At 68.4% G+C, this 22,859-nt stretch carries 20 protein-coding genes; 16 read left to right on the top strand and 4 right to left on the bottom strand.

Annotated elements, in window-relative coordinates; all coding sequences use genetic code 11:
* The first annotated feature begins 2 nt into the window (after positions 1–2).
* The 5 genes from DID98_RS27195 to DID98_RS27175 all read left to right on the top strand — a co-directional run bounded on the left by DID98_RS27195 (position 3) and on the right by DID98_RS27175 (position 3,893).
* Positions 3–743 (top strand): methyl-accepting chemotaxis protein, encoded by a 741-nt coding sequence (locus tag DID98_RS27195; protein ID WP_124522938.1) that lies wholly within the window; start codon positions 3–5, stop codon positions 741–743.
* Entirely contained in the window at positions 740–1,324 is a 585-nt protein-coding gene (locus tag DID98_RS27190) for a hypothetical protein (RefSeq protein WP_124522936.1), read from the top strand. Before DID98_RS27195 ends, DID98_RS27190 begins: the two co-directional genes overlap by 4 nt.
* A gap of 22 nt (positions 1,325–1,346) precedes the next feature.
* Positions 1,347–2,315, top strand: coding sequence for a chemotaxis protein CheX (locus tag DID98_RS27185; protein ID WP_044843940.1), 969 nt, complete (start codon positions 1,347–1,349; stop codon positions 2,313–2,315).
* A 36-nt stretch (positions 2,316–2,351) separates the two neighbouring features.
* A complete protein-coding gene (locus DID98_RS27180) occupies positions 2,352–2,717 on the top strand; it encodes a response regulator (protein ID WP_006765703.1) in 366 nt (121 codons plus the stop codon).
* 381 nt (positions 2,718–3,098) lie between these two features.
* The gene (locus DID98_RS27175) at positions 3,099–3,893 is read left to right on the top strand and encodes an enoyl-CoA hydratase (protein ID WP_124522934.1); all 795 of its coding nucleotides are present in this window, start codon (positions 3,099–3,101) and stop codon (positions 3,891–3,893) included.
* A gap of 202 nt (positions 3,894–4,095) precedes the next feature.
* Here DID98_RS27175 and alr read toward each other — a convergent pair whose 3' ends face one another.
* The gene (gene alr / locus DID98_RS27170) at positions 4,096–5,217 is read right to left on the bottom strand and encodes an alanine racemase (protein ID WP_124522932.1); all 1,122 of its coding nucleotides are present in this window, start codon (positions 5,215–5,217) and stop codon (positions 4,096–4,098) included.
* 347 nt (positions 5,218–5,564) lie between these two features.
* Positions 5,565–6,518: a LysR family transcriptional regulator gene (locus DID98_RS27165; protein ID WP_124522930.1), complete on the bottom strand. Its 954-nt coding sequence runs from the start codon at positions 6,516–6,518 to the stop codon at positions 5,565–5,567.
* Between the two features lie 119 nt (positions 6,519–6,637).
* On the opposite strand from DID98_RS27165, the gene DID98_RS27160 reads away from it, so the two are divergent.
* The 9 genes from DID98_RS27160 to DID98_RS27120 all read left to right on the top strand — a co-directional run bounded on the left by DID98_RS27160 (position 6,638) and on the right by DID98_RS27120 (position 17,852).
* A complete protein-coding gene (locus DID98_RS27160; RefSeq protein WP_124522928.1) occupies positions 6,638–10,180 on the top strand; it encodes an ABC transporter ATP-binding protein in 3,543 nt (1,180 codons plus the stop codon).
* A gap of 351 nt (positions 10,181–10,531) precedes the next feature.
* Entirely contained in the window at positions 10,532–11,284 is a 753-nt protein-coding gene (gene glnH / locus DID98_RS27155) for a glutamine ABC transporter substrate-binding protein GlnH (protein ID WP_044843946.1), read from the top strand.
* Between the two features lie 66 nt (positions 11,285–11,350).
* The gene (gene glnP / locus DID98_RS27150) at positions 11,351–12,007 is read left to right on the top strand and encodes a glutamine ABC transporter permease GlnP (RefSeq protein ID WP_044843947.1); all 657 of its coding nucleotides are present in this window, start codon (positions 11,351–11,353) and stop codon (positions 12,005–12,007) included.
* The gene (gene glnQ / locus DID98_RS27145) at positions 12,004–12,732 is read left to right on the top strand and encodes a glutamine ABC transporter ATP-binding protein GlnQ (RefSeq protein WP_014899691.1); all 729 of its coding nucleotides are present in this window, start codon (positions 12,004–12,006) and stop codon (positions 12,730–12,732) included. The genes glnP and glnQ overlap by 4 nt, the downstream gene beginning before the upstream one ends.
* A 20-nt stretch (positions 12,733–12,752) precedes the next feature.
* Positions 12,753–13,802 carry a C45 family peptidase gene (locus DID98_RS27140; RefSeq protein ID WP_124522926.1) on the top strand — a complete coding sequence of 350 codons (1,050 nt, stop codon included), beginning with the start codon at positions 12,753–12,755 and terminating at the stop codon, positions 13,800–13,802.
* A 14-nt stretch (positions 13,803–13,816) separates the two neighbouring features.
* Positions 13,817–15,151, top strand: a complete 1,335-nt coding sequence (locus DID98_RS27135; RefSeq protein ID WP_124488842.1) for an aspartate aminotransferase family protein — start codon at positions 13,817–13,819, stop codon at positions 15,149–15,151.
* A 25-nt stretch (positions 15,152–15,176) separates the two neighbouring features.
* Entirely contained in the window at positions 15,177–15,731 is a 555-nt protein-coding gene (locus DID98_RS27130; protein WP_124522924.1) for a carboxymuconolactone decarboxylase family protein, read from the top strand.
* A gap of 209 nt (positions 15,732–15,940) precedes the next feature.
* A complete protein-coding gene (gene lpxO, locus DID98_RS27125; protein ID WP_124522922.1) occupies positions 15,941–16,840 on the top strand; it encodes a lipid A hydroxylase LpxO in 900 nt (299 codons plus the stop codon).
* A gap of 169 nt (positions 16,841–17,009) precedes the next feature.
* Positions 17,010–17,852, top strand: coding sequence for an extensin (locus tag DID98_RS27120; RefSeq protein WP_124522920.1), 843 nt, complete (start codon positions 17,010–17,012; stop codon positions 17,850–17,852).
* 114 nt (positions 17,853–17,966) lie between these two features.
* On the opposite strand, the gene ahpF is transcribed toward DID98_RS27120, so the two are convergent.
* Positions 17,967–19,565 carry an alkyl hydroperoxide reductase subunit F gene (gene ahpF / locus DID98_RS27115; RefSeq protein WP_124522918.1) on the bottom strand — a complete coding sequence of 533 codons (1,599 nt, stop codon included), beginning with the start codon at positions 19,563–19,565 and terminating at the stop codon, positions 17,967–17,969.
* A 128-nt stretch (positions 19,566–19,693) separates the two neighbouring features.
* Positions 19,694–20,257 carry an alkyl hydroperoxide reductase subunit C gene (gene ahpC, locus DID98_RS27110; RefSeq protein WP_006750178.1) on the bottom strand — a complete coding sequence of 188 codons (564 nt, stop codon included), beginning with the start codon at positions 20,255–20,257 and terminating at the stop codon, positions 19,694–19,696.
* Between the two features lie 320 nt (positions 20,258–20,577).
* On the opposite strand from ahpC, the gene DID98_RS27105 reads away from it, so the two are divergent.
* Complete coding sequence (locus DID98_RS27105) at positions 20,578–21,543, top strand: ABC transporter substrate-binding protein (protein ID WP_124522916.1); 966 nt, start codon at positions 20,578–20,580, stop codon at positions 21,541–21,543.
* A gap of 1 nt (position 21,544) precedes the next feature.
* On the top strand, positions 21,545–22,849 hold the full coding sequence (locus DID98_RS27100) for a dicarboxylate/amino acid:cation symporter (protein ID WP_124522914.1): 1,305 nt from the start codon (positions 21,545–21,547) through the stop codon (positions 22,847–22,849).
* The last annotated feature ends 10 nt before the right edge of the window (positions 22,850–22,859 follow it).

The following is a 22,859-nucleotide window of genomic DNA, read 5'->3' as shown; positions in this document are numbered from 1 at the left end:
TCGTGCAAGCGTGGATGATCCCGATCGGTGCCGCGCTGGCGGGCGGCCTCGTGGTCGCGGCGATCGCCGCGTTCGCGTGGCGCATCGCACGCGCGCGGCACGTTGCCGCGCTGACGCGCGAAGCGGACGCGTTGCGCGCCGCGCTCGGCGCGGCCGATGCGCGGGCCGACGAAGCCGCGGCCGCACATGCGGAAGCCGCACGGGCATGGACGCGCCGCGAAACGGAACTCGAGGAAACGCGGGCGCGCGAGGCGGCCGGCACCGGCGAGCAGCGCGACGCGCTGCAGGCGCTCGCGGCCGAGCGCGCCGCGCTGTCGCAGCACGCGGCGAAGCTCGCCGAAGAGGCCGCGCGCCTGCGCGGGCTGGCCGGCACGTTCGAGCGCTGGCACGAGCAGATGATCTCGCTGACCACGCAGAACCAGGACATGCGCACGAAGAACCAGGAGCTGTCGGCGATCGTCGCGCACGTGTCGATCGTCTCGCTGAACGCATCGATCGAGGCCGCGCGCGCGGGCGCCGCGGGACGCGGCTTCTCGATCGTCGCGAGCGAGGTGCGCGGGCTTGCCGCGCGCTCGCAGCAACTGTCGAACAGCTATCGCGACAGCCTGAACCGCAACGATCTCGTGACGGCCGCGACGTTCCAGGACATCCAGGCCGGCGGCAAGATGATCACGGCCGCGCTCGCGACGGTCGAGACGCTGGCGGGGCAGCTGCATGCGCGGCTCGAAGGAGCGGCGGCGTGATCAGCGCGCAGGCCCGCGCCGGTTTCGAGCGGATCTTCTTCGATGCGGCGCGCACGCGGCTCGCGTCCGGCGGCGCGTGCGAGATCCGGCCGGCTGCCGACGACGCACATGGTGCGTCACATGACCCATCCCGCACGAAGTCGCGCGCGATGCCGAAGATCGCGGAACACGTCGCAGTGCTGACGATCTCGGCGCTGCATTTCCGGCTGCTGCTCGCGCTGCGTTTTCGGGACGACGAACCGACGCGCCGCCATTTCGCTGCGGCGGCGCCCGGCGCGAGCGCGCAGCGGCCGCTGCCCGAAGCGTTCATGGAAGTCGCGAACCTGTGCTGCGGCGCGATCAACCAGGCGCTGACCGTGCCGTTCCCCGATCTCGGGATGTCGACGCCTTACCTGCTGAGCGGCGCGAGCATCGACTACCTGCAGGCGCTGAATCCCGGCCACGTGGCCGCGTACGACGTGACGCTCGACGGCGACGTGCGGATCGGCGCGACGCTGTGCGTGTGCGCGAACGCGCCGGTCGATTTCCACGTGTCGGAAGCGGCGAGCGTGGACACGGGCGGCGAGCTCGAACTGTTTTGACCGATTGCGAGGACTCCGCGACATGACCGTAGACCAACCCGTCAGCAAGGTGCTCGTGCTCGACGACAGCCGCGCGCATGCGGCGACGCTCAAGCGCTTCTGCGACGAGCACAACCTGGTCGGCCTGACCGTGCGGCGCAACCGGCTGCTGAAGGTGCTGCGCTCGAACATCGATCTCGGCGCGATCCTGCTCGCCGAGGACTACGGCGGCTCGCCGGACGAAAGCGCGATCGTCGCGACGCAGATCGATGCGCTGCGCCCCGAGCTGCCGATCATCCTGCGCCGCATGTCGAATGCAGGGGACGCGTCGCGCGACGGGCTGCCCGATGCGCTCGCACGCGTCGCGTGCGCGGCCTACGTCGCCGACGACCTGACGCCGCTCAAGCGCGCGATCGACGAGTACCTGTTCGGCCGCGACTACCCGAACGCACTGGTGCGCGGCATCGCGGAGATCACCGAGGCGCGGCTCGACAGCCTGTTCCCGGGCATGACGATCGAGCGCGACACGCCGTGCATCGTGCGCGACCAGATCATCTTCGGCGAGGTGTTCAGCCTGATCGCGCTGGAAAGCGCATGGTGCCGCGGCTACATGCTGCTGCAGACGAGCGAGCAGCCGCTGCTCGACATGATCGGCGGCACGCGCGACGACGGCCGGGCACCCGATTTCCGCGACGTGAACAGCGTGCTCGGCGAGCTGACCAACCTCGTGTGGGGCGCGTTCAAGAACCGCTATCTCGGCGACGCGGAGGCCCTTGCGCGCCATCCGGTGCAGGTGCCGCTCGTCGTCAATCACAAGCAGAAGTTCATTTCGTTCGGCGGCGACTGTCCGCAGCTCTGTTTCAAGTACCGGATGACCGACCCCGCATCGGGGCGGTCGGTGCGGCTCGACCAGCGTTTCGTGTTCAGCCTGAGCTGGTCGCCGGAGGATTTCCGCGAATCTGTGCAGGACGTGGGGCCAATGGTGGAAGCGGGCGAACTCGAACTGTTTTGAATGTTGAAGTCGGCAACGACGAAAGGGGAAGACGGCATGGCAAAGATTCTGGTGGTCGACGATTCGGGCACGGTGCGCGACGAAGTCGCGGGTTTCCTGCGCAATCACGGGCTCGACGTCGCGACGGCGGTGGACGGCAAGGACGGGCTCGCGAAGCTCAAGGCGACACCCGGCGTGCGTCTCGTGATCAGCGACGTGAACATGCCGAACATGGATGGCCTGACGATGGTCGAGAAGATCCGCGGCGAGCTGGCGAACACGTCGGTCAACGTGGTGATGCTGACGACCGAAAGCAGCCCGGCGATGAAGGAGCGCGGCAAGGCCGCCGGCGTGAAGGGCTGGATCGTGAAGCCGTTCAAGGGCGATGCGGTGCTCGACGCGCTGAAGAAGCTCGCGGGCTGAGCCGATATTCGGCGGGAGCGGGCCCGATACCGGTTGCGTGTTCGAGTTTGCGATTCGGGACGCGCGACCGCTGCGTCGCCGGTTGCAACGGGATGTTCGCAGGCGAGCATGCCGGGTACGCGCAGGGCGGTGCGATCTGCATTCAGGGCGGCGCGACGGTCGAAATTCGCGATGTGCGCTCCTGCACGCGGCCCTGACCACGCACGCGAGTGGCGCGCCGCCCGATTCCCGCGAACGTCTGCTGCGCCGGCGGTCCGTCCGCTTCGCTGGACGTCGCGCGCAAACTGGAGGACGATTCGTGATCATGTCGATCGCGAATCCGGACGCGTGTTGCCCGTGCCGCCGGTTCGCGTCCGATCGAACCCCATCGAGCGGAGCATCATGGAACCCATTCACGAGACAGCCGAGCCGATCCTGCTGAGCGAGGCCCACGACGGCGTCGTCACGCTGCGGCTGAACCGGCCGCAACAGTTCAACGCGTTGTCGGAGGCGATGCTGGCGAGCCTGCAGGACGCGTTCGATTCGCTGGCCGCCGATCCGCACGTGCGCTGTGTCGTGCTCGCCGCGCAGGGCAAGGCATTCTGCGCGGGCCACGACCTGCGGCAGATGCGCGGCAAGCCCGAACTCGATTATTACCGCACACTGTTCGCGCAATGCAGCCGCGTGATGCTCGCGATGCGCGCGCTGCCGGTGCCGGTGATCGCGCGCGTGCAGGGCATCGCGACGGCGGCCGGCTGCCAGCTCGTCGCCGCGTGCGACCTCGCCGTGGCGGCCGACACCGCGCGCTTCGCGGTGTCGGGTATCAACGTCGGGCTGTTCTGTTCGACGCCCGCCGTTGCGTTGAGCCGCAACGTGTCGGCGAAGCGCGCGTTCGACATGCTCGTCACCGGGCGTTTCATCGATGCGGCGACGGCCGCCGCGTGGGGGCTCGTCAACGAGGCCGTGCCCGAGGATGCGCTCGACGCGGCCGTCGCGCGCAAGGTCGCGGAGATCGTCGCGAAGAGCCCGGCGGCGGTGCGCTACGGCAAGCAGATGTTCTACCGGCAGCGAGAACTGCCGCTGGACGACGCATACGCTTTTGCGGGCGACGTGATGGCGCGCAACATGATGGAAGAGGACGCCGGCGAGGGGATCGATGCGTTCCTCGAGAAGCGCAAGCCGACGTGGCGTGAGTAGTTCGTAGTTCGTAGTGTGTGGCGCCCGTGGACCGGTTGCGCGCTGCGTCCCGCCTGTGCTTCGCCGTCGGTACATGCGGCAAAAGCAGGCCGCAAAAGCAGACCGCACAAAACAAGCGGACCGCCCGACGCGGCCCGCAAGCGGATTCCGAGCGTCCGGATGCGCAGCGACCCGCGAGCGTGCCGCCGCATCCGCGCCCCGGTTATCGCCCGTAGCTGCCCGTGCGCGGCGCCGGCTGCACCGTCGACGCGCCGGACGGCACGACCACGACCGGCACGCGGCGCGCGAGCGCGCACATCAGCTCGTAGCCGATCGTGCCGCTGGCTTCCGCGACGTCGTCGACCTTCACCTGATCGCCCCACAGCTCGACGCTCGAGCCGATGCCCGCGTCCGGGCACGGCGTCAGATCGACGGTCAGCATGTCCATCGACACGCGGCCGACGACGCGCGTCATCACGCCGTCCACCGCGATCGGCGTGCCGGTCGGCGCGTGGCGCGGATAGCCGTCCGCATAGCCGCACGCGACGACGCCGATCCGCATCGCCTGGTCGGCGGTGAAGCGGCGGCCGTAGCCGACCGTTTCTTCCGGCGCGAGCGTCTGCACGCCGATGATCTTGCTGGTCAGCGTCATCGCGGCCATCAGCGGCGTGTCGGCGATATGCCGCGACGCGCCGGTCGGTGACGCGCCATACAGGATCGTGCCAGGCCGAACCCAGTCGCGATGCGCGCGCGGATGCCACAGCACGGCCGCCGAATTCGATGTCGAGCGCTCGCCCGGAATCCCGGCGGTGGCCGCATCGAACTGCTCGAGCTGCCAGTCGACTTCGCCTTCGTCGGCGTTTGCGAAATGCATCATCAGCGTGATCTTGCCGATCGACGGCGCGGCCGCGGCGCGCTCCCACGCGGCACGGAATGCGTGGGGCCGGTAGCCGAGCCGGTTCATCCCGGAGTTCATCTTCAGCTGGATGTCGATCGGTTGCCGAGGCTTCGCGGCGATCAGCAGGTCGAGCTGCGCGTCGCAGTGCACGGCCACCGTCAGCCGGTAACGATCGGCCAGTTCGACGTCGGCCGGCTCGAAGATGCCTTCGAGTAGCAGCACCGGCTTGTCCCAGCCGAGTTCCCGCACACGCACGGCTTCGTCGAGATCGAGCAGCGCGATGCCGTCGGCGGCCGCGAGGCCCGGGTAGATCCGCTCGATCCCGTGACCGTAGGCGTTGGCCTTGATCACGGCCCATACGCGCGATTGCGCGGCGGTGCGGCGGATGAAGTCGAGGTTGTGGCGGACGGCGTCGGGACGGATATGGGCGACGATGGGACGGGGCATGGGCGGGCTCGGGTCGAAAGTCGTTCGGTACGCGCGCGGGGGCGCGGGTCAGCGGCCGGTGCGTTGCGCACCCAGCCAGTGTTGAGCGCTATCTTATTGGTGTTCGACCAGTTTTAATTAACGTATTTGTCGGCGATTTGGTGGAATTTTTTGTGCCGGACCCATGTCGACACGGCCTTCGCCAGCCTGCCTTGCCGAGTCTCCCCTCCAGAAAACCGGTGCGCGAACGGCGCGGCGCAGTGCCAAGCGCTACGTGCCCCTGTCATTGATCGATGTGCTGTTCTTCGCGAAGCCGTGACGCCGCAACGGACTGCCGACACGCGCGCCGGCATCCGGATGCGGGCGCGCTACGCACCGCCCGCGTCGCGCGCGTGACTGTCGTTGGATGCGGGTGCAACGATCTTCGCGCGCTGGAGCGGCGGGGCATCGGCTTCGCGGCGCAGGAACGCGATCAACGGATCGAGCAACCGGTGCCGTGCCGACGGATTGCGGCGCAGCACGAAGCGCCACGACGCATCGCGCTCGAGGCCCGGCACCAGCGGCACCAGGCGGCCGCTGCGCAGTTCGGGCTCGATCAGCGGCACACGGCCGAGCGCAATGCCCGCGCCGCCCACCGCCGCGCCGATCACCTGGCTGAAACTGCTGTAACGGACGATCTTCGTCTCGAAGTCGTCCGGCAGGCCGAAGTGCACGGCCCAGTTGCGCCAGTCGATCTCGGGGCTGTCCTCGTGCATCTCCTGCAGCAGCCGCGAGCGGCACACGTACCCGGATGCGTACGGGAACAGCTCGGGGCTGCACACCGGGAACACGGTTTCCCGCATCAGGATGTCGTCGTCGGCGCGCAGCCGGTGCGCGGGCACGTGCACGATCGCGAGATCGACGCCGCTGCGCGCGAAATCCGGTTCGTCGTCGACCACGATGGCATGCAGCGGCGTGTCGGGATGAAGCGACGAAAATTCCGCGAGACGGCGCGCGAGCCACATCGACGAAAACGGCGCGTTGGCGGACACCGTCAGCCGTTGCGCGGTGGTGCCGCGAATCTCGGCGCACGCGTCGGTCAGCTTCGACAGCGCATCGCTGACGGCCGGCAGCAGGCGGGCGCCCGCTTGCGTGAGGCCGATGCCGCCGAGCCCCGTGCTGCGTTCGAGCAGGCGGGCACCCAGCGATTCCTCGAGCGCGCGGATCTGGTGACTGATCGCGCTCGTCGACACGTTCAGCTCGGCCGCCGCGCGCGCGAACCCGCCGAGGCGGACGGCCGCCTCGAAAGCACGCAGCGCGCTGAGGGGAGGGAGGTGCGACATGCGGGGTATTGTAGTTGACTCAACACCCGTTGAAAAATCATCTTTTGCCGCGCGTCGGGGGGGCGGGTAGCCTTGGTCCGGTCAATCGAATCGCAACGAAAAACCGACCGGAGGGCTTCATGTATTTCGACCGACGACTATGGGCGATGATGGCGGGATTGCGCTGGCGGGTCGCCGCCGCGGTCGCGCTCGGGCTGCTCGCGATGGGTGTCGGCATCCTGCGGTTCGTGTTTCTCGGCCGCGTGCTCGCGCTCGTCTTTGCCGGCGCGCCGGCGCGCGATATCGCCGAAACCGCCGTTGCAACCGCGGCCTGCGTGCTGCTGCGCGCATGGCTCGACCATCGTCGCACGGTGCTCGCGCAGCACACGGCCGGGCGCGTACAGTCCACGCTGCGCGCGCGGCTGTTCGACCGGATCGCGGCGCTCGGCCCCGCATGGTTCAGCGGCGAGCGCACGGGCGGCGTGATGCTGGCCGTCGTCGACGGCGTCGAGCAGCTGCAGACCTTCTTCGGCGTCTACCTGCCGCAGCTCGTGATCGCCGCGTGCGCGCCGGTGATGATCTTCGCGGTGCTCGCATGGTGGGACGTGCCGACGGCCGCGATCCTGCTGGTCGCGGCGCTCGTCACGCTCGCGCTGCCGCAACTCGTGCATCGCGCCGACCGGCGCGCGGCGCTCGCCCGCTCGGCCGCGTTCAAGGCGTTCGGCGAGGAGTTTCTCGACGCGGTGCAGGGCCTGCCGACGCTGAAGGCGTTCGGGCAGAGCGGCGCGTTCGGCGCGAAGCTGGCGGCGAAGGCGCGCGCATTGTCCGACAGCACGTTCTGGGTGCTCGCGCTCGGGCTGCTGACGCGGCTCTTCACCGATCTCGGCACGGGCCTCGGCGCGGCGGCGGCGATCGCGGTCGGCGCATGGCGCGTGCGCCACGGCGACATGAGCCTCGAGGCGCTGCTGATCGTGCTGATGGCCGGCAGCGAAATCTTCCGGCCGCTGCGCGACCTGCGCGGCGTGCTGCACCAGGGGATGATCGGCCAGTCGGCGGCGAACGCGATTCACGCGCTGCTCGATGCGGGCAGCGACACGCCGGCCGCCGCGGCGCCGCGCGTGCCGCACCTGCGGCCGGAGATCGTGTTCGACGGCGTCAGCTTCGCGTATCCGGGGCGTCGCGCGGATGCGCATGCGGCGCTGGGCTTCACGGTGCGCGAAGGCGAGACGGTCGCGATCGTCGGCCCGAGCGGCGCGGGCAAGTCGACCATCGTGCGCCTGCTGCTGCGCCAGCACGATGCGCAGGGCGGCACGATCCGCATCGGCGGGCACGACGTGCGCACGCTCGACGCCGATCAGGTGCGCGAGATGATCGCGGTGGTCGCGCAGGACGCGACGCTGTTCGACGGCAGCGTCGCCGACAACCTGCGGCTCGGCCGTCCCGACGCGAGCGACGCGGACATGATCGCGGCCGCGCGAGCCGCCAACGCGCACGATTTCATCTCGGCGCTGCCCGACGGCTATGCGACGCGCATCGGCGAACGCGGGCTGATGCTGTCGGGCGGCCAGCGCCAGCGAATCGCGATCGCGCGCGCACTGTTGCGCGATGCGCCGATCCTGCTGCTCGACGAGGCGCTGTCGTCGGTCGATGCGGAGAACGAAGCGCTGATCCAGCAGGCGCTCGACCGGCTCACGCGCGGGCGTACGACGCTCGTGCTCGCGCACCGGCTGTCCAGCGTGATCGGCGCCGATCGCATCCTGGTGCTCGACCAGGGGCGGGTGGTCGACGCGGGCACGCACGCGGAACTGATCGCGCGCGACGGCCCGTATCGCCAGCTGATGGGGCCGCAGCTGGAGGCAGCCGCCGAAGCCGTCGGCACGGCCGCGATGGCCGGCGGCGCGGGCGCGCGTGCTGCATCGGGCCCGCAGGTCAGGCCGCTGAACGACGACGCGGCGACGATCGGCTGGCCCGAAACGCTGCGCGCGCTGCTGCGCTTCGTCGGTCCGTGGAAGGGCAAGGTCGTGTTGACCGTGCTGTTCGGGATCGGCCGCGTGCTCGCGTTCATCGGCGTCGGCGTGATCGGTGCGCGGGTGGTCGGCGGCGTGTCGGACGGGCACGCGAACGGCGCGCTCGTCGCGGCGCTGCTGGTCGTCGCGCCGGTCGCGGCGGTGCTGCACTGGCTCGAATCGTGGCTCGCGCACGACATCGCGTACCGGCTGCTCGCCGAGATGCGCATCGCGCTGTTCGCGACGCTCGAACGGCTCGCGCCGGCCGGTTTGCTGCGGCGCCGTTCCGGCGATCTGGTCGCGCTCGCGACGCAGGACGTCGAGACCGTCGAATACTTCTATGCGCATACGCTCGCGCCGGCGTTCGTCGCGGTGCTGGTGCCGGCCGGCGTGCTGGTGCTGCTCGCGTCGGTCGCCTGGCCGCTCGCGCTGGTGTTGCTGCCGTTCCTGCTGTGGGCCGGGCTGGCGCCCGTGCTGGCGCGGCGCGACGTCGACCGGCTCGGCACCGGCGCACGCGAGGCGCTCGGCCTGCTCGGCGCGCACCTGACCGAAACGATCCAGGGGCTCGCGGAACTGACTGCGTTCCAGGCACTCGCGCGTCGGCGTGCCGCGTTCGTCGCGCAAGCCGACGCGTACCGGCAGCAGCGCGCGAAGCTGCTCGACGATCTGTCGGCGCAGAGCGCCGCGCTCGAAGTCGCGAGCGGGCTCGGCGGGCTGGCCGTCGCGGCGCTCGGTGCGCTGCTGTGCGCGCGCGGCTGGTTCGCGCACGAAGCGTTGCCGCTGCTGGTGCTGGTCGCGGTGGCCGCCTTCATGCCGGTGGCCGAGATCGGCCAGGTCGCGCGGCAGCTGGCCGACACGATTGCATCGACGCGGCGCTTGCGCGCGCTCGAGAAGGAGCCGGTGACGGTCGTCGACGGCGCGCATGCGCTGTCCGGCGACGCGACCGTGCGGTTCGAGAACGCGGGCTTCACGTACCCGGGCCGCGGCGTGCCGGCGATCGATCGCGTGAGTTTCGAGGTGCCGCCCGGCAGCACGGTCGCGCTGGTGGGCGCATCGGGCGCCGGCAAGTCGACCGTCGCGAGCCTGCTGCTGCGCTTCTGGGATCCGCAGCACGGGCGCGTGACGCTGGGCGGCGTCGACCTGCGCGATCTGCGGCTCGACGATCTGCGCCGGCACATCGCGCTGGTTGCGCAGGATACCTATCTGTTCAACGACACGCTCGAGGCGAACATCCGCCTCGCAGCGCACGATGCATCGGACGAGGACGTCCGGCGCGCGATCGACCACGCGGCGCTGGGCGCATTCGTCGCGCGGCTGCCCGACGGGCTCGAGACGCGGGTCGGCGAGCGCGGCGTGCAGCTGTCCGGCGGACAGCGCCAGCGCGTCGCGATCGCCCGTGCGTTCCTGAAGGATGCGCCGGTGCTGATCCTCGACGAAGCGACGTCCCACCTCGACACGATCAGCGAGCAGCAGATCCGCGCGGCGCTGGAGGATCTGATGGCGCAGCGGACGTCGATCATCATCGCGCACCGGCTGTCGACCGTGCGCAACGCGGACACGATCCTCGTGCTCGAGCACGGCAGGATCATCGAGGCGGGAACGCATGCGGCGCTGATCGCGCGGCAGGGTGCGTATGCGCGGCTGGTTTCGCATCAGGCGAGCGGGGTGGCGGCGTAACGTCGCGTTGAAGTCATGCCGGGCGGCGTTGCCGCTCGCGGTTCATTCCGTTCGTTGAGCGGCGGCGGTTGCCGGCAAATACCGCTCGCCCGCCTCATCCCCGAGTCCAGGGCCCGCCGCGCGCTCCCGCCGTCATTCCCCCGCCTTTTCCTCTGACCAATCCCGCCCGTCCCGCGCGGGTTTGTCTCGATGCAATTACTTGTTGCGCGTTTTTTTGTTGTCGTAGTATCCGTGTTGACAACACTTGTTGCACTAAGGTCTAATTCAACATCGCATGTTGCGGTGCGGCTTGATGTCGTCGTTCCCCGGCCAGCCGGCCGGTTACATCGCTCAACCATGCGGAGAAAAGCCATGAGTCGTCGTTCCTTCCTGAAAGCCGTCGCGGTGGTCGCCGCGCTCGGCGCCAGCATCGCGCACGCGGATACCAAGACGCTCGTCGTCGGGACCGATACGTCGTTCATGCCGTTCGAGTTCAAGCAGGGCGACAAGTACGTCGGCTTCGATCTCGACCTGTGGGCGGAGATCGCGAAGGACCAGGGCTGGAAATACACGATCCAGCCGATGGATTTCGCGGGCCTGATCCCGGCGCTGCAGACGCAGAACATCGACGTCGCGCTGTCGGGGATGACCATCAAGGAAGAGCGCAAGAAGGCGATCGACTTCTCCGCGCCGTACTACGACAGCGGGCTCGCGGCGATGGTGCAGGCCGACAATACGTCGATCAAGTCGATCGACGACCTGAACGGCAAGGTGATCGCCGCGAAGACGGGCACCGCGACGATCGACTGGATCAAGGCGCACCTGAAGCCGAAGGAGATCCGCCAGTTCCCGAACATCGACCAGGCGTACCTCGCGCTCGAGGCCGGCCGCGTCGACGCGGCGATGCACGACACGCCGAACGTGCTGTTCTTCGTGAACAACGAAGGCAAGGGCAAGGTGAAGGTCGCGGGCCAGCCGGTGAGCGGCGACAAGTACGGGATCGGCTTCCCGAAGGGCAGCCCGCTCGTGCCGAAGGTCAACGCGTCGCTCGTGAAGATCAAGTCCGACGGCCGCTACGCGCAGATCTACAAGAAGTGGTTCGGCGCCGAGCCGCCGAAGCTGTGAGCGTGACGGCGCAACAGGGCGCGGCCGGGCGGCCGCGCCGGTCTTGAATCGAACGGGGAGCGACACGTGAATTTCGATTGGTCGGCGATCTGGGCGGCGTTGCCGGACCTGATGGACGGGGTCCGGTTGACGGTGTTCATCGCATTTTTCGGGCTGGTGGGCGGGTTCGTCGTCGGGATGATCGCGGGCATGTTCCGCGCATACGGACCGAAGGCGATGAACGTGCTCGCACAGGTTTATATTGAACTGATCCGCGGTACGCCGATCGTCGTGCAGGTGATGTTCCTGTACTTCGCGCTGCCGCTGCTCGCGCATATCCGCATCGACGGACTGACGGCCGCGATCATCGCGATCACGGTGAATTCCGGCGCGTATCTCGCGGAAGTGGTGCGCGGCGCGCTGCTGTCGATCCCGAAGGGGCTGACGGAAGCGGGGCTCGCGATGGGCCTGTCGATGCCGCGCGTGCTGCTGAAGGTGGTCGGGCCGCTCGCGTTCCGCCGGCTGATTCCGCCGCTCGGCAACCAGTGCATCGTGAGCCTGAAGGACACGTCGCTGTTCATCGTGATCGGCGTCGGCGAACTGACGCGCAAGGGACAGGAAATCATTGCCGGCAATTTCCAGGCCGTCGAAATCTGGACCGCGGTGGCCATCATCTACCTGATGCTGACCGGCGCGATGACGCTGACGCTGCGGCTCGTCGAAAAGCGCATGAGGATCCTATGAGCATGATCGAATTCCAGAACGTGTCGAAGAGCTTCGGCCATGTGCCGGTGCTCAAGCATATCGACCTGAAGATCGACGCGGGCGAAGTCGTGGTCGTGATCGGTCCGTCGGGCTCGGGCAAGTCGACGATGTTGCGCTGTATCAACGCGCTCGAGAAAATCACCGGCGGCGAGCTGCTGGTCGACGGCCAGAGCGTGCGCGGCAACGCATCGACGATTCGCAACATCCGGCTCGAGGCCGGCATGGTGTTCCAGCAGTTCAACCTGTTTCCGCAGATGACCGCGCTCGAGAACGTGATGTTCGGGCCGATCCAGGTGCGCGGCGCGTCGCGCGCCGACGCGCGCGACCAGGCGATGGCGCTGCTCGACAAGGTGGGCCTCGAATCGCGCGCGAATCATTACCCGTCGGAGCTGTCGGGCGGCCAGCAGCAGCGTGTCGCGATCGCGCGTGCGCTCGCGATCCGGCCGCGGCTGATGCTGTTCGACGAGCCCACCTCCGCGCTCGATCCGGAATTGCGCCACGAAGTGCTGAAAGTGATGCAGGATCTCGCAACCGAAGGGATGACGATGATCGTCGTCACGCACGAGATCGGCTTCGCGAAGCGGGTCGGCACGCGGCTCCTGTTCATGGATCAGGGCGGCATCGCCGAGGACGGCCATCCGGTCGACCTGATCGACCGGCCGCCGACACCGCGCCTCAAGGAATTCCTGAAACACGTGTCCTGAACGAAACCGAATTGCCCGACATGCCGCTTTCCCTTTCTCCCGTCATCGCCGGCACGCCATTCGACATCGGCGTGCGTCTCGGCGAGCTTGCCCGCCCCGTGTTCGATGCGTACATGCAGCAGAGCAGCGCATGGCAGGCCGTGCGCCGCTGGCGCGGCCATCCGTTCGTCGCCGCGCTGCGGCAGGCCGCGCTGGCCGCGTACCCCGACCTCGTCGCGGAACTGGACGGGATCGCGGCGGGCGTCGGCTGGCCGGCGGAGGACATCTTCCTGTGGAACTGCCGCGGCGAACTGATCCATAACGCGCCGGACGGCTGCACGACGCTCGCCGGGCGCGACGCGCACGGCACGCGCTGGATCGCGCACAACGAGGACGGCGATCCGTACCTGCGCGAGCGCTGCCTGCTGGTCGACGTGCAGCCGCAGGGCAAGCCGGGCTTCATCAGCTTCTATTACCCGGGCTCGCTGCCCGGCCATACGTTCGCCGCGAACCGCGCGGGCATCGCGCAGGCGATCAACAACCTGCGGATCCGCACGCCCGCGGCCGGCGTGCCGCGGATGATCCTCGCGCGTGCGGTGCTCGATGCGACGTCGCTCGACGCAGCCGCCGACGCGCTGCGCACCCATGCGCGCGCGAGCGGCTTTCACCACACGCTCGGCGCGACCGGCGATACGCGGCTCCTGAGCATCGAGGCGAGCGTCGCGCGCTGTTCGGTCGTCGACGTTTCGCAACTCAGCGGCCACGCGAATCATCTCGTGCATCCGGGCTGCGAGGCAGAAGCGCAGATCGTCACGCAATCGTCCGGCGATCGCCAGCGGCGCGTCGATGCGCTGACGCCGGCCATCGATGCGATCGACGAAGCCGCGCTGCTGCGCGTGCTCGGCGATCGCGCACCGGAAGGGCTGCCGATCTATCGCGACGATCCGGCCGATCCCGACGACGAAAACACGCTGGCGACCGCCGTGTTCGCGATTCGCGACACCGCGATCGACTTCACCGTTCATCAACACGGCACGCAGCGCTTCGCGACGCGCATCGTGCCGTCCGCGCACGCGCCCCGCGCGTCCTGACCATGAGGCAACGCATGACGACCGTTTTCCATCGCGCTCCGCGCGCCACCTTGCCCGTCGCCGTCGCAGGCGACGGCATCGAGATCATCGATTCGACCGGCAAACGCTATATCGACGCATGCGGCGGCGCGGCCGTGTCGTGCCTCGGGCACAGCAACCAGCGCGTGATCGATGCGATCAAGCGGCAGGCGCAGCAACTGCCGTATGCGCATACGTCGTTCTTCACGACCGAGGTGGCCGAGGAGCTGGCCGACCGGCTCGTCGAGGCCGCGCCGGCCGGCCTCGAACACGTGTATTTTGTGTCGGGCGGATCGGAGGCGGTCGAAGCCGCATTGAAGCTTGCGCGCCAGTATTTCGTCGAAAAGGGCGAGCCGCAACGCCGCCATTTCATCGCACGCCGCCAGAGCTATCACGGCAACACGCTCGGCGCACTCGCGATCGGCGGCAACGCATGGCGGCGCGAGCCGTTCCTGCCGCTGCTGATCGAAGCGCACCACGTGAGCCCGTGCTATGCGTATCGCGACCAGCAGGCGGGAGAAACCGACGAAGCGTATGCGCAGCGCCTGGCCGACGAACTGGAGCAGAAGATCGTCGAACTCGGCGCGGAAAACGTCGCGGCGTTCGTCGCGGAGACGGTGGTCGGCGCGACGGCCGGCGCGGTGCCGCCGGTGCGTACCTACCTGAAGAAGATCCGCGCGGTGTGCGACAAGTACGGCGTGCTGCTGATTCTCGATGAAATCATGTCGGGGATGGGGCGTACCGGTTACCTGTTCGCATGCGACGAAGACGGAGTCGCGCCCGACCTGCTGACGATCGCGAAAGGGCTCGGCGCGGGTTACCAGCCGATCGGCGCGACACTGGTAAGCGATCGCATCTACCGGACGATCGTCGACGGCTCGGGCTTCTTCCAGCACGGCCACACGTATCTCGGCCACGCAACCGCCTGTGCGGCCGCGCTCGAAGTGCAGCGCGTGATCGCCGAAGAGAAGCTGCTCGACAACGTGCAGGCGCGCGGCGAGCAACTGCGGGCGTCGCTGCGCGAGCAGTACGGTGCGCATCCGCATGTCGGCGACGTGCGCGGCCGCGGGCTGTTCGTCGGCGTCGAGCTCGTGCGCGATCGCGACAGCAAGGCGACGTTCGATCCCGCGCTGAAGCTGCATGCGGCGGTCAAGCGCGAGGCGATGCAGCGCGGCCTGATGGTGTATCCGATGGGCGGCACGATCGACGGCGTGCACGGCGATCACATCCTGGTCGCGCCGCCGTTCGTCTGCACCGCGCAGCAGATCGACACGATCGTCGAGCGGCTGTCCGGCGCGATCGACGCGGCACTCGCGTCGGCCGGCGCGTGAATCACGACCTCACCGAACCCTCGCCATGACTGACAGACTGCCTCCCTTCGATCCCGCATCGGCCACCGACGAGCAGAAGGCCGTGCTCGCGGACATTCTCAGCGGCCCGCGCGGCAACCTGAACGGGCCGTTCCTCGGCTGGATCGCGAGCCCCGAGCTTGCGCAGCACGCGCAGCGGCTCGGCGCGTTCTGCCGCTATCGCACGGGTTTGCCGCTGCGGCTGTCGGAACTCGCGATTCTCGTGACGGCCGCGCGCTGGCGCTCGCAGGCCGAGTGGCACATCCACCATCCGATCGCGCTCGATGCCGGCGTGCCGGCCGCGACGGCCGAAGCGATCCGCCGTGGCGTCGAGCCGACATTCGAATCGGACGACGATGCGCTGATCCATGCGTTCGCGACCGAGCTGTACGACACGCGGCGCGTGAGCGACGCGACGTTCGCGCGCGCGCAGGCGCGATTCGGCCACGAGACCGTGGTGAACCTCGTCGCGCTGCTCGGCTATTACGCGCTCGTGGCGATGACGCTCAACACGTTCGGTATGCGCGCTGACGGACAAACTGAGTTACCGTTTCCGGAATAATCGCCGCATGCACGCGGGTCGGCAGCATGCCGCGCGCGCAATCCGGTTGCGTCGAAAAGCCCGTCGGCACGGGCTTTTCGGTGTGCCGGCCTGATTCGATCGGCAACCTCTGCGCGTCTTGCCGACGCACCTCGCACCGCCTGCGCTTCAGCGCAGGAAATTTTCCCCGTACCTAGAATTCCGTAAAACAACTTACGGGGGAAATATCGATGCGCTGGGTCCTGTTGATCGTGTTCATTGCGTGTGTCGTCCATACGCACCGGCGCGGCAAGGTTCGGCACAGGTTGTTCAGGCAACTATCCGATCACTCGACCTTCACCGCGCCGCTGAACTGCTTTTCCTACGCGTTCTCGTCGGTGCCGACCACGCCGTTTCTCGACACGCGGCACTTTCCGGAACTCGCCGTGCTGCAGCGCGAATGGCGGACCTTCCGCGAGGAGGCGCTCGCGTTGCGCGATGCCAGCCGGATCAAGGCGTCGGGCGAGTACAACGACATCGGCTTCAATTCGTTCTTTCGCAACGGCTGGAAGCGCTTCTATCTGAAGTGGTACGACGCGCCGCATCCGTCCGCGCAGGCGCTGTGTCCGCGCACGGTCGAGATTCTGTCGCGGATTCCGTCGATCAAGGCCGCGATGTTCGCGCAGTTGCCGCCGGGCGGCAAGCTCGGCCTGCATCGCGATCCGTATGCGGGCTCGCTGCGCTACCACCTCGGGCTGGACACGCCGAACGACGACGCGTGCCGGATCGTCGTCGACGGCGAGTCGTATGCATGGCGCGACGGCGAGGCCGTGATGTTCGACGAGACCTATCTGCACTGGGCCGAGAATCGCACCGCGCACGATCGCGTGATCCTGTTCTGCGACATCGACCGCCCGATGAAATATCGTTGGGCGCAGCGCATCAACGATGCGTTCGGGCACCTGCTGATGCGCGCGGCCGCGTCGCCGAACGAAACGGGCGACCGCACGGGCGGGCTCAATCATGCATTCAAGTACCTGTATGCGATTCGCCGCGCCGGCAAGCGGCTGAAGGCGTGGAATCGCACCGTGTACTACGTCGTCAAGTGGGCGCTGTTCGGCGGGATCGCGGTCGCGATCTTCTGCATCTGATGGCGAAAGGCAGACGGTGCCGAACCGTCAGACGATAGGGCGCGCAGCATCATACGGCCTCCGCGCTCTTGGGGTCGACGTCAATGCAACCAATTGTATTCGTGCGGGATCATGCGCGAACGCACGCGTATCATGGCTTGTTCACGTCGATTTGGATCGGTGAGCAAGCATGACTCGTACCCGTAAGACATTGATGATCGCCGGCGGTCTGCTGGTTGCCGCGGCAGGCAGCGGCTACGTGATGCTCCTGCGTGCGGACCACCGCGCGATCGCGGAAGCCGGCATCGGCGATGCCGCAGCACCTGCCGCCGCCGTGACCGCGGCGAACGACGGTCACACCGCACAAGGCACGATCGCGCCGCCCGCGCCCGTCGCCGTCCCGTCCGCGCATGTGGACGAGGCGGTGCCGCAACCAGCGGCCGTAGCGCCGCCTGCCGCGGCCGCTGCGCGTACGAATGCGGCACCGGCCTCCGCCGCCGTCGCGCCGGTCATCGCCGCACCGGCGAAACCGGCAAAACCGGCGAAGCCGAGTGCGCCGCCACCGACCGTCCATGTCGTGACGGTCGAGCCGGAGGATGCGACCCCGCCTAAGGCCAAGCCCGCGCAACCTGTACAAGCGCCGGTACAAGCAGCGCAACCGGCCCAGCCGGCGCAATCTGCGCAATCGGCACCGCCGGCCCAGGCTGCGCAGGCAGCCCGGCCGAGCCAGCAGGCGGCGTATCAGCCTCCGCAGCACGCCGCGCGCAAGCGCGACGGGCTCGAGCGGCACGCGGCAGCACCGTCCGCCAGGAAATCCGAAACCCCTGAAACCGCTGCGCTCGTGCGTGAATCGGCGAAGCTTGATCCGTCGTTGCCGGCGCCGCAATACGTGGCGACGCCGAGCGGCGATCGGCAGCACACGTCGGCGGGGGCGAATTCGGTCGCTGCCGCGATGACCGACCAGCTGGTCAGGCAGTCGAGCAATATCAAGGCGCCTGCACCGGCGAACGCCGGGCCCGGCGCGACCCAGTGAGCAGGGCGCCGCAGCGCGCGCGCCGTGCTGCTCCGCACCGGATGAAAAAGAGCCCCGCACGCCGACCAGGGCATGCGGGGCCAAGAGAGACGAACCTGTGCGGTGCGTCGCGCGTTACGCGGCGATCGCTTCTTCGGCCTGCGGCGCGTCGGCCGTAGCCGGCGTCGCGTCCTGCCGGATCAGGTGATCGAACGCGCCGAGCGATGCCTTCGCGCCTTCGCCCACCGCGATCACGATCTGCTTGAACGGCACCGTCGTCACGTCGCCGGCGGCAAACACGCCCGGCACCGACGTCGCACCGCGCGCATCGACGACGATCTCGCCGTGCTTCGACAGTTCGACCGTGCCCTTCAGCCATTCGGTGTTCGGCACGAGGCCGATCTGCACGAACACGCCTTCGAGATCGACCCGCTTCGTTTCGCCCGAACGCAGATCCTTGTAGACGAGCCCGTTCAGCTTGCTGCCGTCGCCGGTCAGCTCGGTCGTCTGCGCCTGCGTGACGATCGTCACGTTCGGCAGGCTGCGCAGCTTGCGCTGCAGCACTTCGTCCGCGCGCAGTTGCGCACCGAATTCGATCAGCGTGACGGCTTTCACGATGCCGGCCAGGTCGATCGCGGCCTCGACGCCCGAGTTGCCGCCGCCGACCACCGCGACGCGCTTGCCCTTGAACAGCGGGCCGTCGCAGTGCGGGCAGTACGCGACTCCGCGGTTGCGGTATTCGCGCTCGCCCGGCACGTTGATTTCGCGCCAGCGCGCGCCGGTCGCGAGGACGATCGTCTTCGCCTTCAGCACCGCGCCGTTCGCCAGGCGGATCTGATGCACGTCGCCCGGAATCAGCGCGTCGGCGCGCTGCACGTCCATGATGTCGACGTCGTACTGCTTCACGTGCTGCTCGAGCGCCGCGGCGAACTTCGGCCCTTCGGTTTCCTGCACCGACACGAAGTTCTCGATCGCCATCGTGTCGAGCACCTGGCCGCCGAAACGCTCGGCGACGACGCCCGTCGCGATGCCCTTGCGCGCCGAGTAGATTGCCGCGGCCGCACCGGCCGGGCCGCCGCCGACGATCAGCGTGTCGAATACCGGCTTGTTCTCGAGCGACTTCGCGGCGCGCTCGCCCGCGCCCGTGTCGAGCTTCGCGAGGATTTCCTTCACGCTGCTGCGGCCCTGGCCGAACGATTCGCCGTTCAGGAACATCGTGGGCACGGCCATGATCTGGCGTGCGTCGACTTCGTTCTGGAACAGCGCGCCGTCGATCGCGACGTGGCGGATGCGCGGGTTGATCAGCGACATCACGTTCAGCGCCTGCACGACCTCCGGGCAGTTCTGGCACGACAGCGAGAAATACGTCTCGAACGCGTAGTCGCCGTCGAGCGCGCGGATCTGTTCGATCACGTCGTCGTCGAGCTTGACCGGATGGCCGCCCGTCTGCAGCAACGCGAGCACGAGCGACGTGAATTCATGGCCCATCGGGATGCCGGCGAAGCGGATGCCGGCCGGCTTGCCGGGTTCGCCGATCGAGAACGACGGCTTGCGCTCGGCATCGTCGCGGCGTTCGGTCACGGTCACGCGCGACGTCAGCGATGCAATCTCGTTCAGCAGCGCAAGCAGTTCCTGCGATTTCGCGCTGTCGTCGAGCGACGCGACGAGTTCGATCGGGCGCGTGATCTTTTCGAGGTACGCTTTCAGTTGGTTCTTGAGATTGGCGTCGAGCATGGCGTTTCGGATTCCGTATTGATTTGGCTGCTCGGGCACGTCGTGCCGGAGGAGAGGGCGGGCCGCGCGAGGCGGCGGCCCGGCTGGGTGCTCGTTGGGCGCCTCGAGCGAGGCGCGCCGGGCGACCCTTAGATCTTGCCGATCAGGTCGAGCGACGGGGTCAGCGTTTCCGCACCCGGCGTCCACTTGGCCGGGCACACTTCACCCGGGTGTGCCGCGATGTATTGCGCAGCCTGCACCTTGCGCAGCAGTTCGCCGGCGTCGCGGCCGATGCCGTTGTCGTGGATTTCGCACAGCTTGATCTCGCCTTCCGGGTTGATCACGAACGTGCCGCGCAGCGCCATCCCTTCTTCTTCGATCAGCACGTCGAAGTTGCGCGACAGCGTGAGCGTCGGGTCGCCGATCATCGGGTACTTGATCTTGCCGATCGTGTCCGACGTGTCGTGCCATGCCTTGTGCGTGAAGTGCGTATCGGTCGACACGCCGTAGATTTCGACACCCAGCTTCTGGAATTCCGCGTAGCGGTCGGCGAGGTCGCCCAGCTCGGTCGGGCAGACGAACGTGAAGTCGGCCGGGTAGAACACGACGACGGACCATTTGCCCTTGAAGTTCTCTTCGGTCACGGGCACGAAATCGCCGTTGTGGTATGCGGTTGCCTTGAACGGTTTGATTTGGGTGTTGATGATCGGCATCTTGCGAGTTCCTTTGCTTGGGTGTTGATGAAGTGTTGCCAGTATCCGGGTTCACCCTTGGTTTGTGAAATTGCTTGTTTCAATCCGCGGCATCGGGAATTTCTATCTGCGTCCGGCCCCGTCGCGGCGGCCCGTCCGGGCGGCCCGTGTCATCCGGGCCGGGCCTTCCGGCGGATTTCGGCCCGCCGGCGCTTCTGACACATTGGGGGTGCGGGAGGGCGCGGCGCCGGGAAAGGGTGCCGCGCCCCGCGCCAGGGTCCGGCGCCCGTTCTGCACGAACGGCCGCGCGGTCGTTCGATACTCCCCGTCCCACTGCCGCCATGAACCTCTTTTCCGGATGCGCCGCGTGCGCGCTGCTTGCCTGGTTCCGCGAGTTCGTCTCCGAGCGGCGATGCCTGCATCGGCTCTTGCGCCGTGCGGCCTGCGTACTCGTGACCGTGTCGTGCGCCGCGCCGGCGCTGGCCCTCGATGAGTCCGCGCCGGCGGCGCCCGCAGCGGTGACGGCACCCGCCACCACGGCGACCGGGCTCGTGCAGATGCCCGACGGCCGGCTGCTCGCGCCGGAGTTCGCCCGCATCGTCACGCGCGGGACGCTCGTCGTCGCGGTGCTCGGCGTCGATCAGCCGCCGTTCTTCATGTCGCGCAACGGCGCATTGGCGGGCGTCGACATCGACCTCGCCGACGAGCTCGCCAAAAAGCTCGGCGTGCCGGTGCAGTTCGACCGCGATGCGCGCACGTTCGACGACGTCGTGCATCTGCTCGCGACCGGGCAGGCCGACGTCGCGATCAGCAAGCTGTCGCGTACGTTGCCGCGGGCGCAGGTGGTGCGCTTCAGCACGCCGTACATCAGCCTGCGGCGCGCGCTGCTGATCAACCGCGTCGGCTTCGCCGAACTCGCGAAAGGGCGGCCGCTGCCTGAAGTTGTGCGCGACTATCGCGGCACGATCGGCGTCGTCGCGGGGTCGGCCTACGCCGAATACGCGCGCAACGATTTCCCGGCCGCGCGGGTGCGCACCTATCCGAGCTGGCCGGCGACGCTCGACGCGCTGAACGCCGGCGCGGTCACGGCCGTGTATCGCGACGAGCTCGCGATCAAGCTCGTGATGCAGGACGACCCGACCGCGCCGATCCGGCTGCGCGTCGCGACCTTCGACGACCTCACCGACGCGCTTGCCGTCGGCGTGCCGGTGTCCATGCCGACGCTGCTTGCGTTCGTCAACCAGTTCCTGGCCGAGCGCAACAAGCGGCTCGACGTGAAATCCCTGCTCGATGCGATGGGTCACTGACATGAACATGAACGAGAACATCAGGATCACACCGCGCATCGAGCGGCTGCATGCGCTCGCGATCCATCCGTTGACGGTCTTTGGCAGCCTCGCGCTCGGAATCGTGGCGGGCGTGTTGTGGCCGGCGGCCGCGCCGCAATTCGACTACGTGGGCCAGGTGTACGTCGGCCTGCTCAAGATGACGGCGCTGCCGTTTATGACGGCCGCGGTGATCTTCAGCCTGCAGCGGCTGCTGCGCGACGGCAACGCGTCGGATCTCGTGCTGCGCGTGATCACGATCTTCAGCTGCGTGTCGGTATTCGTCGTCGCGGTCGGCGCGGTCGTGCTGGTCGCGATGCGGCCGGGCGAGCACCTGTCGACCGCGACGCTGAAGGCGTTCGGCGCGCTGGTCGGCAGCGACGGCGCGGCGAGCGATACCGTGATGACGCTGTACGGCAGCGATCCCGCGGAGAAGTCGTCGGGCCTCGCCGACATGCTGATCGCGCTGGTGCCCGGCAACTTCTTCGCGGCGCTCGCGAGCGGCGACACGCTGAAGGCGCTGGTGTTCTCGCTGTTCTTCGGGTTCGCGTCGGGGCGCGTGCCGCCCAGCATCTCGGCGGCGCTGAGCCAGACGCTGGAGACCGTCTATTGCACGTGCCAGAAGATCATGCACTGGCTCGCGTATCCGACGCCGATCGTGCTGTTCTGCGGCGGCGCCGCGCAGATCGGCACGTCGGGGTTCGGGCCGCTCGAGGCGATGGTCCGCTTCGTCGCCGCGTTCGCCGTCGTCGCGCTCGTGCTGATCGCGGCGGCGATCGTCGTGATCTGGAAGCGCTCGGGCGCGACGCTGGGCGGGACGCTCGCCGGCTTGCGCACGCCGTTCGCGATGGCACTCGCCACGCGCAGCAGCGTGGCCTGCATGCCGAGCATGATCGAGTGTCTGGCCGACGGCTTCGGCTTTGCCCGCGCGCGCGTCGAGCTGGTCGTGCCGCTCGCCGTGTCGCTGCTGCGCGTCGGGCCGATGGTCTATTACGCGAGTGCGACGCTGTTCGTCGCGCAACTCTACGAACGGTCGCTAGGCCCCGGCGAGCTGTGCGTCGTGCTGGTCGCGTCGGTGCTGGCCGGGTTCGCGTCGACGGGCACGTCGGGCGTCGTGACGGTGTCGCTCGCCGGCATGGTGTGCGCGGCGCTGCACCTGCCGTTCGAGGCCGCGTTCGTGCTGTTCGTGGCGGTCGATCCGTTCTGCGAGATGTTGCGGACGCTGTTGCTGGTGATCGGCAACTCGGCCGTCGTATCCGCGATCTGCGCGCGGCCGCCGCGCGCGTGAAGGAGACGTC

The sequence above is a fragment of the Burkholderia sp. Bp8984 genome (assembly GCF_003853755.1).
Classification (GTDB): Bacteria; Pseudomonadota; Gammaproteobacteria; order Burkholderiales; family Burkholderiaceae; genus Burkholderia.
Note: the sequence above shows the minus strand (reverse complement) of the source record. Positions and strands in the feature narration are given on the sequence as shown.